The organism is Gimesia aquarii (genome assembly GCF_007748175.1).
GTDB lineage: Bacteria > Planctomycetota > Planctomycetia > Planctomycetales > Planctomycetaceae > Gimesia > Gimesia aquarii_A.
Genome location: NZ_CP037422.1, coordinates 4,710,869 through 4,725,252 on the forward strand (window position 1 = coordinate 4,710,869; position 14,384 = coordinate 4,725,252).

8 protein-coding genes are annotated in these 14,384 nt (G+C 44.5%); 2 read left to right on the forward strand and 6 right to left on the reverse strand.

Going from position 1 to position 14,384, the window contains the following annotated elements:
* Positions 1 to 32: 32 nt before the first annotated feature.
* The 4 genes from V202x_RS17985 to V202x_RS18000 are packed head-to-tail and all read right to left on the reverse strand — an operon-like array spanning position 33 to position 4,018.
* Positions 33 to 287, reverse strand: a complete 255-nt coding sequence (locus V202x_RS17985; RefSeq protein ID WP_145177900.1) for a zinc ribbon domain-containing protein — start codon at positions 285 to 287, stop codon at positions 33 to 35.
* 30 nt (positions 288 to 317) lie between these two features.
* The gene (locus V202x_RS17990) at positions 318 to 1,310 is read right to left on the reverse strand and encodes an ABC transporter permease (RefSeq protein ID WP_197992944.1); all 993 of its coding nucleotides are present in this window, start codon (positions 1,308 to 1,310) and stop codon (positions 318 to 320) included.
* A 46-nt stretch (positions 1,311 to 1,356) separates the two neighbouring features.
* On the reverse strand, positions 1,357 to 2,889 hold the full coding sequence (locus V202x_RS17995; protein ID WP_145177902.1) for a sugar ABC transporter ATP-binding protein: 1,533 nt from the start codon (positions 2,887 to 2,889) through the stop codon (positions 1,357 to 1,359).
* The gene (locus V202x_RS18000; RefSeq protein ID WP_232098556.1) at positions 2,882 to 4,018 is read right to left on the reverse strand and encodes a sugar-binding protein; all 1,137 of its coding nucleotides are present in this window, start codon (positions 4,016 to 4,018) and stop codon (positions 2,882 to 2,884) included. The genes V202x_RS17995 and V202x_RS18000 overlap by 8 nt, the downstream gene beginning before the upstream one ends.
* Before the next feature lie 350 nt (positions 4,019 to 4,368).
* On the opposite strand from V202x_RS18000, the gene V202x_RS18005 reads away from it, so the two are divergent.
* Positions 4,369 to 7,284 carry a c-type cytochrome gene (locus V202x_RS18005; protein ID WP_145177906.1) on the forward strand — a complete coding sequence of 972 codons (2,916 nt, stop codon included), beginning with the start codon at positions 4,369 to 4,371 and terminating at the stop codon, positions 7,282 to 7,284.
* Positions 7,285 to 7,550: 266 nt separating this feature from the next.
* On the forward strand, positions 7,551 to 8,822 hold the full coding sequence (locus V202x_RS18010) for a hypothetical protein (protein ID WP_232098557.1): 1,272 nt from the start codon (positions 7,551 to 7,553) through the stop codon (positions 8,820 to 8,822).
* Positions 8,823 to 8,890: 68 nt separating this feature from the next.
* Here the strand turns inward: V202x_RS18010 and V202x_RS18015 are convergent, their stop codons facing one another.
* Both V202x_RS18015 and V202x_RS18020 read right to left on the reverse strand, forming a co-directional pair.
* Entirely contained in the window at positions 8,891 to 11,782 is a 2,892-nt protein-coding gene (locus tag V202x_RS18015; protein WP_145177908.1) for a c-type cytochrome domain-containing protein, read from the reverse strand.
* Positions 11,783 to 11,835: 53 nt separating this feature from the next.
* Positions 11,836 to 14,349, reverse strand: a complete 2,514-nt coding sequence (locus tag V202x_RS18020) for a DUF1549 domain-containing protein (protein ID WP_145177909.1) — start codon at positions 14,347 to 14,349, stop codon at positions 11,836 to 11,838.
* Positions 14,350 to 14,384 lie beyond the last annotated feature (35 nt).

The following is a 14,384-nucleotide window of genomic DNA, read 5'->3' on the forward strand; positions in this document are numbered from 1 at the left end:
CGAGTCGCTAAGTGTTCAGGATAAGACTTAATTCAGTGGCGACAGCAGTTTGAGCGACCACAACCAGCGTCAGCAATGGGAAGGTCCGACTTTTTGCTGGAACTTTCACCTTTAAATAAGAGTCCTCCCGAAATTAATCGTTCGACGGAGGCCGATGCTGAAGTGTCTTCTAAGGCGATCTCAGCTTTTTCGCAAAGCTCTCCCCAAGTTTTGATGGATTCTTGCATTTTGTGACTGACTTCAATCGTTTTGCCGTTGGTTTCGCAAAAATATTCATAAGTGATCATATCAGGTTTTCCATAAATTACTGAGAGAAACTATCCGGAGGTCTGTTTGGCTTGCTGGAGTGCCCTGCGTTTTTGGGCATAGTTCTTTACAAGCTCATCGGTGATCACTCCTATTAATATTACGACTCCAATGATAGCAAATTCCAGTTGGGAAGGAATACCTAACATTGTAATCGAATTACGGAGCACTCGCATCAATGCGGCACCAATGATGACGCCTAAAATCGATCCTTCCCCTCCCCGAATACTACAGCCTCCTAAAACGGCTGCTGCAATGGCGTATAATTCATAAAAATTACCGATTCCCTCAGGTTGTACTGAATTGATATCGAGGGCAAATAATACCCCACCCACTCCTGCCAGAAAAGAACAGATGACATAAGCCATAATGACCACACGATCCGTTTTGATCCCCGAATAGCGAGCGGCGACTTCGTTATTTCCAATTGCTTTCAGATAGCGGCCAAAAATCGTTTTATTCAAAAAGAACGCAGCAATCAGTGCCAGGCCAAGCATAATCAGAAAAGGCACGGGAAGTTTGAATCCTTCAATGAACGGAAGATCGATCTTCCCGATAGCCAAGTATCGTAATCCGGCATAAGCTGTGCCAAATCCTTGCGTTTCATCTTGTGTGATGCCTCTGGCAATCCCTCTGTATATGAGAAGCCCACAGAGAGTCACAACAAATGGTTGGAGCTTTAGTTTCGTAATCAGTAAACCATGAAATAAACCAATGGCAATCGAAACGGTACTTACTAACAATAACGCTGACGTGATGGAAAACCCTTTTTCCACGAGAACAAAGGGTAATAAACTTCCTACCAGACAGATGACTGAACCAATAGAAAGATCAATGCCTCCTGAAATGATCACAAAAGCTACACCGATACTGATGATCCCGAATAAAGACGTTAATCGAATCACGTTTTGCATATTGTAAGCAGAGAAAAAATTCTCATTAGAAATTGCAGTGATAATACACACAACAATCAATAAGATTAGAATGCCCAATACTTTCTTCATGATTCAAATTCTTAAGATAAGTTTTGTATTTGATAATAAAACAAGATCAAGTTTTGACGGGTTCCCTGATTTGGCCGGTGGCAAGTTGCATAATCGACTCTTCACTCATTTCTTTGCGAGAGAGTTCTCCCGTTAGTTGTCCTTCATGCATTACCAGCACACGATCAGAAATACCCAGAATCTCTTCCAGGTCACTGCTCACAAACAAGATGGCCATTCCTTTTGACGCCAGCTCGACCATCAGATGATAGATTTCTTCTTTGGCTCCCACATCGACACCGCGTGTTGGTTCATCCAACAGCAACACGGCAGGACTCATTGCGAGCCATTTTCCTAACACGACTTTTTGCTGGTTTCCCCCGGATAAGAACTGAATGATTTGTCGATCATTCGGTGTCTTGATCTTCATCGCGGAGATCATCTCTTCCGTGAGATTACGTTCCTGAGCAAAGTTAATGATACCAAGAGTTTTCTGATCTCGAGAGACACTCGCCAGACTCATATTCTCTCGCACCGCCATTTCCAGAATTAATCCCTGCAGTTTTCGATCTTCGGGAACTAATGCCAAACCGGCTCGAATGGCATCTTTGGGAGAATGGATATTTACTTCCTGCCCATTGACGATAATGGTTCCTTCGCGGGGGGCGTCTATTCCAAACAAGACCTGCATTAATTCAGTTCGACCAGCTCCGACCAGACCCGAAATTCCCACAATCTCATTTTTTTTGAGTGAAAAGTTGATTTTATGCGCGGGATTTGCAGGTGTGCGAATATTTTTTACCTCAAGTACGACATCACCTGTCTGGCGAGAACGATGAGGGAAAAACTGTGAGACATTGCGACCGACCATCATTTGTACCATTTGATCATGTGAGATCGAAGCACGGTCCAGATCACCGGCATTTTCACCATCTCGCAGAACAACCACGCGATCTGCAAGTTCATTCACTTCACCTAATCGGTGTGAAATATAAATAATGCTGACCCCTTGTGCCTTCAATTCGCGAATGACAGCAAACAGGGCTTCCGACTCATGAAGCGACAGAGAGGATGTGGGTTCATCCATAATGAGGATCCGAGCATTGATTGAAAGCGCTTTTGCGATTTCGACCATTTGTTGCTGTCCGACTGTGAGAAGCCCCACAAGTGTCTGTGGAGCGAGATTCAATCCAACTCGTTTCAGCAACTTTTCTGACTCGATATCAGTTTGTGATCGATTGATGATGCCCCAGGAGTTTGGTTCGCGACCTAGAAAAATATTAGCTGCGATATCCAGATTTTCTGAAAGGTTTAATTCCTGATGGATGAGTGCGATTCCGAAATCGAGTGCTTCTTCCACAGTCGAAATCGAAACGGTTTTCCCATCTATGATGAGAGAACCAGAGTCAGGTGTTTGCACTCCCGCCAGGATTTTCATCAAGGTACTTTTGCCAGCACCGTTCTCACCAATGACTGCCAGTACTTCACCATGATTTAAAGTCAGGCTAACTTGATTCAGTGCTTTAACACCAGGGAATTGCTTTGCGATGTTACGTACTTCCAGCAAAGCTGCCGGTGAGGCGGGACTACTATTACTCATCCGCCTTGGTTTCTTTCTGCTTTTCTGTCGATTCGTTTTTTTTCTCAGTATTTTTCTTGGTGCTGGAATTAGTCTTGGTTGTTTTGGGTAGCTTTTCTCCAGTTTGATTTGAATCGCCTAAGATCGATTTTAACTCAGCCCAGAACTCTTTTACATTGTCTTTTCTGATCGTTCGGGCGGGAATGAGAATCGCTTTACTTTCTGGAATGACCGATTGGTCACCATTCGCAAGTGCATTCAGAATGCGGACTGATTCATAACCATAACGGTAAGGATTTTGAACAACCGTTCCGACTACTGTTCCATCAACAATCCCTTGTAGACTGATTTCATCTTCATCGAACGAAACCACTTTAATCTGATTCAGTTTTCCAGCATCTTTAATTGCTTCCAGGCACAGTGGTGGGTTGTAGGCAAACAGTCCGACCATACACTTCAAGTTAGAATACTTGGCGATAGCGTCTTGAGCATTCGCTTTGGCCTGAGGAAAATCAAAGTCATCCAGTCGCGTGTCCAATATTGTATATTTGTCATTTTTGACGACTTTGTCCGGTTCGTCATACCGCGTGTTATCGTAGGAACGATCCATCAATTCATCAATCACTCCCTGTCGACGATGACGTGCGTTTGCCTGACCTAAACGTCCGACGAAAAGCATAACCTCACCTCCTTCGGGCAACGCTTCCTTAACCAGTTCTCCACACATGCGTCCGGCCTTGTAATTATCCATTCCAACATAACATAGGCGTGGGCTGTTGGGCGCATCCGAATCCTGAGTGATCAGAATCGAGTTATCAGCAACTTCCTGTAAAAGTTCACTTTGGTTGTCAGGATCAATGGGACTGATGGCAATTCCGTCGATGCCTTGTGCCAGGAGTTCCTGTACCATCCGTTTCTGGTCTGCTACTCCTTGGGGGGGCATCCTTACTTCCACATTGACATCAAGATCTTCTCCTGCTTTTTCTGCTCCCTTTTGAGCAATCACCCAAAAAGATGCAATCCCGTTTGTCACGAAAGAAACAGTCTTCTTTCCATCTTCCTTTCCCTGATTGCAGCCGACTATAGCAATTGAAATACTTAATATTGTTGTGAAAAGAATGCAATTCCGAATCAATTCGCGACAGCTCATCAAGCGAGGCTCCTTGTTTGTGTGTTGTGCGGAAGATCAGTTTATGGACTAGAAAAAAACAGGATTTCTTCACTTATATGATGCAATGATTTCGTAGAAATATCGACCTTAGTTGCTGAAAATCAAAAAAATAAAAATGAATACCGTCCAGTTTTCAATGGGTCATGCACCTGTTATCATGGAAAACAGATAATTTCTGTGAGCTGGTTTAGCATCACTTATGACTTTTCTAATTTTACGGACTGGAGTGAAAAGGCTTTTCGTTTTTTCAGTTTGATTGGACAGATACCGTAAATTCCTTCCTATTTAGTATTACCTTATCCATTTGACATCAGAGCAGGGGCAACAACGTGATTCAAGCTTTCAAAACTTTGTCTGTGATTGTTAGTGCAGTATTGATCTCACACCCCTTACTGGCGGACGATGCTCATAAATCCCAAACATGGACTTTTACTGACAAGGATCATGGTTGGATAGCCTATCGCGATTGCAGTCTCTCTCTGAAAGATAATTCTCTGCAGGTGAAGAGTACCGGTAAAGATCCTCATTTTGGTCGTGATTTAAAGGCATCCGGCGGCTGGAAGAAAATCAGAATTCGACTTCGCTCTCCTCAGCGACTGAGAGGAGAACTATACTGGAAAACGCAAAAAAATAACTCATATGCTGACAAGCGCTCTCAAAAATTCGATACTCGGATGGCACCGAAAAAGTGGCAAGATCTGGTATTAGTCTTTAAGGCGGATTCTGATCTGACGGGTTTACGCATTGATCCCGCCAGCCGTAAAGCTTTGATCGAAATAGAATCCATTTCTTTGGAGAACTCAGAAGCCCCGCGTTCTGCTTCAGCGACTCCCGTTGATCAGATTAAACTATTGAAAGACTTCAAAATAGAACTTTTGTATTCCGTACCAACTGATGAGCAGGGGTCCTGGGTTAGTATGACCATTGATCCCAAGGGGCGATTGATTGCCTCAGATCAATATGGCGCTCTCTATCGAATTACACCTGCAAAAATCGGATCCAACACGAACGACACTCAGGTAGAAAAATTACCCGTCGATATGGGAATGGCGCATGGTTTGTTATATGCTTTTGATAGTTTGTACGCAGTGGTGAATGGAGGGAAAGAGCGTCCTTCTGGCTTGTATCGTTTGAAGGACACGAATGGCGATGATCAGTTTGACGAAGTGAAGTTCTTGAGAGAAATCAAAGGAGCAGGGGAACATGGACCGCATGCCATCATTCTTTCGCCTGATAAGAAGTCACTTTATATCGCTGCGGGAAATCATACCGATCTACCCAAACCTGAAAAATCCTTAGTCCCACGCAATTGGGATGAAGATCTGCTTTTACCACGATTATGGGACGCCCGTGGTCATGCTGCCGGCAAACTGGCTCCTGGTGGTTGGATTTGTCGTACCGACCCTGATGGAAAAGAATTTGAAGTTGTCAGCATTGGGTTTCGGAATGAGTATGATATCGCCTTCAATCCAGAAGGAGAACTATTTACTTACGATGCTGATATGGAATGGGATGTCGGGTCTCCCTGGTATCGTCCCACACGTGTCAATCATGCGACCAGCGGTAGTGAATTTGGTTGGCGCTCCGGAACTGGTAAATGGCCTGATTACTATCCCGATAGTCTACCTGCTGTTGTGAATATCGGTCAGGGTTCACCCACCGGTATCGTTTTTGGAACAGGTGCAAAATTTCCGGCAAAGTATCAAGATGCCTTGTTTATTTCTGACTGGAGCTACGGCATCATTTACGCAGTACATATGAAACCACAAGGGGCCTCTTATGTTGCGACATATGAAAAATTTGCCTCAGCCACACCATTGCCAGTGACAGATTTAGTTGTCAATCCGGTCGATGGTGCGTTTTATTTCACGATCGGTGGTAGAAGGACTCAATCTGGTCTGTACCGTATTACTTATACCGGAAACGAGTCGACAGCTCCTGTTGAGCCTACACCAGATGCTCTGGCAGGTTTGCGAGAATTGCGACGTGATCTGGAAGAATTCCATGGTCAGCAGGGAGAAAACATTGTCTATTCCGTATGGCCTTATTTAGGGCATCAAGACCGGCATATTCGCTATGCAGCGCGAATTGCCCTGGAGCATCAGCCAGTTGAGCAATGGCAAAATTGTGTACTTCTGGAAAAAGACCCAGCGAAGTTGATTACAGCAGGTATTGCTTTAGCTCGGAATGGAAAGCCAAGCTTCAAAACGCCGTTACTGAATCGATTGAAAAGCTTAGACTGGAACGCACTCACTGCAAACCAGAAAATGGATTTGTTACGTCTTTACCAATTAGTGTTTGTTCGCTTGGGTGAACCAACGGAATCAGAACGTAAAAACGTTCTCGCTCAAATTAATAAAGCTTATCCAGCTCAGAACTCATTTATGAATCGAGAGTTGAGCCGGGTTTTGGTTTATTTAAATGCCCCCAAGGTCATTGAGCGAACTTTGGAACTTCAAAACAAAGCATTGACGCAAGAAGAACAGATTCATTATGCCAAAGTGCTCAGCAGCCTTGCTGCTGGTTGGAATGATGACTTGCGAAAGAAATATTTTAATTGGTATGTAAAATCGACAGCCCACAAAGGGGGGATGTCATTTAATAAGTTCCTGGTTAATATTCGAGCAGAAGCAATCAAAACGCTCAGTGACCAGGAGAAAGAAATGCTCAAGCCGATCCTGGAAGTGAATCTGGAAAAATCAGCACCTGTTGTGAAAGGACCCCCGCGTCCATTTGTCAAAAAGTGGACTGTGAGCGAGTTATTAGACGCTGCCAATAATGATAAGATACAGCGCAATTTTGAGCGTGGACGAGAAATGTTTGCCGCGACGTCCTGTTTCAAATGCCACCGCTTCGCAGGAGAAGGAGGAACTATCGGCCCTGATCTTACTGGAGCAGGGGGGCGTTTTAATGCTCAGAATTTATTGGAATCAATCATTGAACCATCTAAAGTCATTTCAGATCAATATGCATCGACCATGTTTATTTTGGATGATGGACGTGTTGTCAATGGGCGCGTGATTAACTTGAGTGGCAAGAACTTGATGGTACTCACAGATATGACGAACCCCAGTAATTTGACCGTAGTAAACCGTGATACCATTGATGAAATGCTACCTTCCAAATCTTCGATGATGCCAACAGGACTCATCGATACATTGACTAAAGAAGAAGCATTGGACTTATTAGCGTATCTGCGATCAGGTGGCAAAACCGATCATGAACTGTTTCAAAAAAAGAAATAGCTTCTTGACGTAGAAGATTCTACCTCATTGAATACTTTTGTATTCGTTGCTGGGATTAATCTGGGGTGCCAGAGGTGAATTCATATTTATCGCCTTCGAAAATCTAATCCATGTGTATGATCTATAGACAACGATTCTTCACTTACTCTGCATGGATCAAGAGTATCTCACGTTTGCCTACCAGGGACTTCTTCATTGACTAACAGGCATATATGGAAAACTCATCCCAGGACTATTGGCTTAAGACGAATTGAAATCACAATACTATGCTGAAAACTTCGAATCTTATTACTCGCCGAGACTGGCTTGCTAATACGGCGGCCATCGCCTGTGGTTCAGTTGCTCATCAGGCGATTGCCAATTCAGCAAAGCCGGTCAAGACGAAATCGGTTGCTGCCATCGTCTCGATCTATGAACAGGGGACTCACGCTGATGTTCTGATTGGAAAAATTCTGGAGGGTTGGAAACAAGATGGCGGAGCTGGCCCGGCACTAAAACTGGCATCGCTGTACGTCGATCAGTTTACCGATAAGGATATGTCTCGCAAGATGGCTGCCAGGTACAATGTGCCGATATTCGATTCGATCGAAAACGCCGTCACTGTTGGTAGCGATCGTATACCTGTCGATGGTGTGATCAGTATTGGAGAGCATGGTGACTATCCCTTCAATGAAAAAGAGCAGCAGCTCTATCCTCGTCGCCGTTTCTTTAAAGAGATTACTGATACTTTTAAAAAGTACGGCCGCGTTGTTCCTGTGTTTAATGACAAGCACCTTGGGCCAGTTTGGTCAGATGCAAAATGGATTTACAATCGTGCACAGAAGATGAATGTTCCTTTTATGGCTGGGTCGTCTCTACCTCTGACGTATCGAAAGCCTGAACTCAAAGTCCCGATGGGATCTGAAATCGAGGCAGCGGTAGGGATCGGGTACTCTGGTCTTGACATCTATGGTATTCATGCACTTGAAAGTTATCAGTGTTTGGTTGAGCGACGTCGTGGTGCCGAAAAAGGCGTTAAATGGGCGCAATGTTTGCAGGGGGATGAGATGTGGAATACCCTTGATTCTGGCATTGTTCCCAAAGATGTATTCAATACAGCACTCGCGGCAGTACCGAAAAGAGGCAATGTGAATGTTCGTGAAGACTCAGATGCTGCCCTGTTTCTTTTCAAGTACAACGATGGATTTTTAGGAGTCCAGTTTATGCTGCAGTCGGTGAACCGAACGTCGGTGGCGCTGAAGCTTAAGGGACAGAAACCCATTGCCACGCAATTTGAAGAGCGACCGGAACCCTCTCATCCACATTTTGCTTATCTATTGAAAGCAATTGAAGGGATGATCCATACAGGACGTCCGAGCTATCCTGTTGAGCGAACATTTTTAACCGGGGGGATTCTTGATCGAGCACTTACGTCACGAGTTCTCAACGGCAAAAAATTGATGACTCCCGAATTGTCGATTCAGTATCAACCAGTCGACTATCCACACGCACCCGTGCCTGAATTGACCTCTTATGATACCCGCTCTTCAGTAGAATAGGGGAATATCAATCTGCTCTTTTCTTAGCGATTTTACTTTGACTCACTCAGAATATTTGCGAGTCTGAACTACTGAGTTTTAGATGCCAAGTTCTCTTTGTGCCTTACATGCAGCAGTACAGGGATGGATGTTTGCCTGCCTTCTTGTGCCGCTTGAATGTGGAACAGCCGCGTTGTTTCCGGAACCCATTTCGCCGCAGTCAGATAAAACGTTCGTTCGTTTTGATCATCCAGCAGTAACAGCCCATTCAAGCCGATGTTATCGACATAAACTCCATGGGGTAGATTTCGTCCCGCATACTCGCGACCAAACCCAACGACACCTTTATATCCGTCTCGTAAAAGCAGGACCTTAGCCGCGATCGTTTCACCAGGATGAATTGTGAGCTCCAAAGGTTTTTCTGGAATCTCTATAAAATTTAATCCCGCGCCACTTTTTGTATTTGTATCCATTGCTGCGATTCGAATAATTAATCTCGGGCTTTTCAATAACTGAATGGTACCCAATGAATTTACCGGATGTGTTTGCTTTTTACCAGCAATCATTGCAGAGGCCGTGACTTTGATTGGGTGATATTTTTTATCTGTCGGTCTGGGAGCTACAAGAGGCCCAGGGAGATCTGTTACTGGGTCTGCAGAAATGACACCATATGCACGATCATGTCCTGCCTGGATAATAATCGGGCTGGTAACATGAAATCCGGGAGGTACATCTGAAATGTCAACTTGAATCGGGCCATCGAACCCATCCATACGCTGTGCGACGACTTCAATTTCTTTCCCGCTACCTGCGTTGATTTTTGGATTTGCTCCTTTCAGTGTCACCTTGAAGTCCGGTTTTCTGGGGCGAACGGTCAACTCATAATGAAAGTCTTTTCCCTGGAATCCCCGAACATCAGAAACACGTACGTAGTAAGTACCGTCCTTTGGGGCCTTAAATATCAGTCGGGAATCGTCGCCCAGTTCTCGTCTACCATCATCATTATTTTCATAATAGATTGTGAACACCGGAAGACCGTTGGGAGGTAACTCCGTTCCTACAGGATGAGGCTCTACAATATAACAGGGTTCATGCAGTGCGTGAGTAATGGGGCTGGTCCCAAAATAAGTGTAACGTTTCCCACCACTGCCGGGGTAGACGTTAAATCCTGAATCTGGACCACGTGGATACAGCCAGAGTTTTACCACTTCGCCGTTGGCATACAGGTATTCGTTCAATTCCATTTCCTGCCAATTATGGATCCGGAAGTCATTTAAGATATTGGAATCTTTGCCTCGGAATGTGAAATATGAATCCCGGACAGCCCGCAGTAAAACTCTGGGGATCTGTTTTCCCTCCGCATCGAGCACTTCGATTTTTGAGTCAAGCTTGGATTTTTTGCGTGCCGCATTGGTTTCAATGAGCCATTCTTCACCTGCCTTGGATTCAAATCGATATAAGTCCAGATCGGAATGATCTTGTTGAGAGGAATGAATCATACCACTGGCGACAACGGAAGGTGATGTCAGAACAGTCGCTTCTTTCGGGTGGTTATTGGGCTCCTGCTCTTTTAATTTGACCGCTTTGATCATTTTTTTGTTATGTAGATTTGGTTTCGTTCTGGTGACTGTATGATTTTGTTTTTTCTTGGGAGAGATTGAGTTTGATAGAAGTGGATACTGTTCTACAAGACCATTGCTAAATCCGACCAGAGCGATTTTCGAATCTGGCGAAAAAGTAACCGAAGTAGGAATTGCAGGTAAATCGTCTACTACATCTAACAGAACTAACTGCTCAGCATCCCAGATTTTCAATGAGCGGTCATCGGAAATAGAGGCCAGGAGTTTGTTGTCAGGGGAATAAACAAATTGGATTACCGGACTTTCATGTGCGAAGCGCGCTGTAATCAATGGATTGATTTTTGCTGAGTTTCGCGAAACAAATTTCCATTTTCGAATACGGTTATCTGCACCTGCTGCAAGAATAAATCTTCCATCTGGACTGAATGAGACGGCAAATTGTTCTTTGAGAGGCTGGCTGAGAGTATCCAGACGGTTACCCGTTGAAACCTGCCAGACTTTTACTGTAGAGTCAGCGGAGGCACTGGCGAGTGTTGTGCTGTCAGGACTGAATGCCAGATCAAAAATGGCCCCATTGTGCCCTGTTAACTCCCGTATTTTTTTCCCGGATTCGACATCCCAAAGAATAATGTTTCGATCATAGCTGCCGGTAGCGAGCCATTTTTTATTCGGGCTGATCTGGGAAGCATACAATACATCTCTATGACCCGAAAATTCTTTTAACTTTTTACCAGTCGAAACGTCCCAGATGATGGATTTCCCAAACAGGCCTGTTGTTCCCGAAGAAGTGATCAACCACTTTCCGTCAGGGCTATATCGTACTGAATTTACTTTACCGGGAAGATCTTTCAACTTATGAACCGTTTTACCAGAGCTGAGTGATAAAATTTCTAATTCTGCAAAACGGGCGATAGCGAGCATGCCACTTTGGGAAGAAGCAAGAGAGGTAATCGGTCTTTTAAGCGATTTCGCAGGAGCAATTTGGGGAATTAATAATTGAGTGCGCGTTGGTTCTTTTCCGGATGGTCCTTTAGCTCCCTGGCCGATCCACTCTTCCAGAAGTTGAATCTCTTGTGAAGTGAGTTTCTCACCACTGTCTTCAGGGGGCATTACTGGCTTGGCTTCGCCTTTGATCATCCGCATCAGGCGACTGCTGTTACTGTCGCCGGGAAGAATCGCAGGTCCATGTGTGCCGCCTTTAAGCAGCCCCTTGTATGTGTCGATTGCGAATTTTCCTTCGGGGTCATCAACACTATGACAACTTTCGCAATACTTTCGAAACAACGGGGCGATCTGTTTTTGATAATCAATTTGTGCTTCTTCTGCCTGTAAAGAGTTCGCAGAAGCGAATACAAGAGCGATTGAAAAAGCCAGAATTGTTTTTGTCAAAATGTGTGACATCGATGACCTCAAGTCAGCTATATAAAGTATTTAAATTAGCTAGTGCTATCAATTTAATGATTAAACAGAAACTCGCGGCTACTTAAGATACCCCAGAAGAGATCTTCGACAGCTTGGCGTTTTTCTGCTTTTGGTGTTTCAGAGAGCAATTTTGCGAGTTTGGTTTCTTCTTCAGTTGTCGGTTTACGCGAGAGACATAGCATGTAAATATCTGCTACGAGTTCCTTGTCTGCTTTCTTAGCCGCCATTAATTTCGTAACGCGGCTTTCTTTGGCTTTGAGTTTATTGTTGATGGTATCCCCATTGGAAATATGAAGTACTTGAACCATCGTGGGTTCTTCGGTTCGTTCACATTCACATGTGATCATTCGCTCGTTACGGCCAAACGTTTTCAGGAAGTAAGAGATCACAGAAGAGTCGTATAGCTGAATCGCTCTGGTACCTTTGGGATAGAAGTCGGTCTTTTGAGGGTTCGGTTCGTAGAATTTGGTGAATTCGTCGGGGACTTCAGTGACTTGTGAAATCGAGTCTAAGAGAACTTCAGCCATCATGCGTCTGGGGTAGTATCGGGAATAAAACCGCTTTTCATCTTTATTTTCAGGTAGCGGTTGGCTGCTCCTCTGGTAGGCAGCAGATTGAAGAATGATCTTCATCAATGCTTTTAAGTCGAAGTTATTTTTGACAAGATAATTAGAGGCCGCGTTTAGTAATTCTTCGTTGCTGGCAGGATTCGATTCCCGCATGTCATCAACCGATTCGACCAGCCCCACACCAAAGAAGTTAGCCCAGACACGATTGGTAATGGAACGACTAAAAAAATGGTTCTGTTTCGAAGTCAACCAGTTTGCCAGATAAATGCGACGATCTTCCGGGGCATTGATGTCAATAGGTTCTCCATCCAGTGGAGTAGGGGGTTGTGGCTTACCCGTTAACGGCTGAACCAAATCTCCTTCGGTGGCTACGAAGAGAGTTCGAATACCATCGCCTGAACCTTTACTGCCTCCCCAACCTTTCGCACGGACACGAGAAAAGAAATTCGCCATCGCGTAATATTGATTATTCGTCCATTTTTCCAAGGGATGATTATGACACTTGGCACAGGCAATTGACAGACCCAGAAATGCCTGACTCACGTTCTCTGTCATTGATTCAGGATCCTGGTGAATGGCATAAAAATTGGTAGCGCCATTTTCAATACTGCTACCTTGCGCGGTAATCAGTTCGCGCACCATCTGATCCCAGGGGGTATTACTTTTTACATGCCCCTTGATCCACTCATGGTATTTTTTGACGGCTTGGGGACGAATGAGTGCTCCATTGACCAATAAGAGATCCGACCATTTGTAAGTCCAATAGTCGATAAATTCAGGACGGTTTAAGAGCTGCTCAATGAGTTTGTTTCGCTTGTCAGGAGATTGATCAGAAAGAAATGTTTCTGTTTCCTGGGGAGTAGGAAGTGTGCCAATTGTGTCGATGTAGATTCTGCGAATGAAGTCCGCATCGTTTGACTGGGGCGAGGGAGGCAGGTTTAAGCGTTTTAATTGTTTAATAACCAGTTCATCAATGAAATTATATTGTGGTGATTTTGCATAGACAGCAGGATCAATCTTTTGTGGATAGGGTGACGTGATTTTTGAAATTGCAATTTTACTGGAAAAGATGCAGACGATAGCTCCTTCACCGAAACCTGTGACCTTGACAGATCCTTTTGCATCTACCTGAGCGACACTTTCATTCACTGAAGAGAATGTGGTCCATTGGGTTACATCACGAACTGACTGATCAGAGTAGTGAGCCTGCACCAGCAGATGTTGTGTTTGTCCTTTAACGAGAATAGATCGGGAAGGGAGTACTTCGATCCGTTCAATGATCGGATCTTTTGCGCTTGGAGGAGTGGCTCCCTGCGCGATCCAACTAGAGAGAATACGGTATTCTGGCGAATCGGTTTCGAAACGAACGCCCCCTTTGTGAGGAACCGCTCCCGTTGGTTTGATCAATATCAGACTGCGGGCGGGATCAGACAATTCAATACGGCGTCCGCGTGACTGTTTTGCGATCGTATGAAAATCACCTTGATCATCAAACGCTTTCAAGGATAGGCGAAATCCACCTTTTCCAGCAAGCGCTCCATGGCAGGCGCCGGTATTACAACTGGCTTTGGTTAAGATTGGCTGTACATCGTTACGAAAGCTCCATTGGTGTGGTTTGCTATAGTTTGTGACGACGACAGAGCTTTTTGACTGAAGTGTTCCCGTGGTTGCTGTAATTGTCGCCCTGCCATTACTCACAGGTATCAGCGTGTCATCTATAATTTTAACAACAGAAGGATCACTCGATGAGAGCTTATACTCTGTCGAAACTGGTCCCACGATATTACCGCCAGAGATCTTCTGAAATGAGATACGATGCCGTGCTTCTTTACCGGAGAGTTGAACCTTCTTCGGTAGCAGTACCACACTTTCTTCCGATTCAGACGCGAGAAGAGAACTGGTGTTGATACTGGAAATCAACAATCCTGTGAAGGTCAAAAATAGAATCAATGATTTGATTGGTTTTGCAGGAGACATCGAACACTTCTCTTTATGTTTGCATTGTCTTGAAG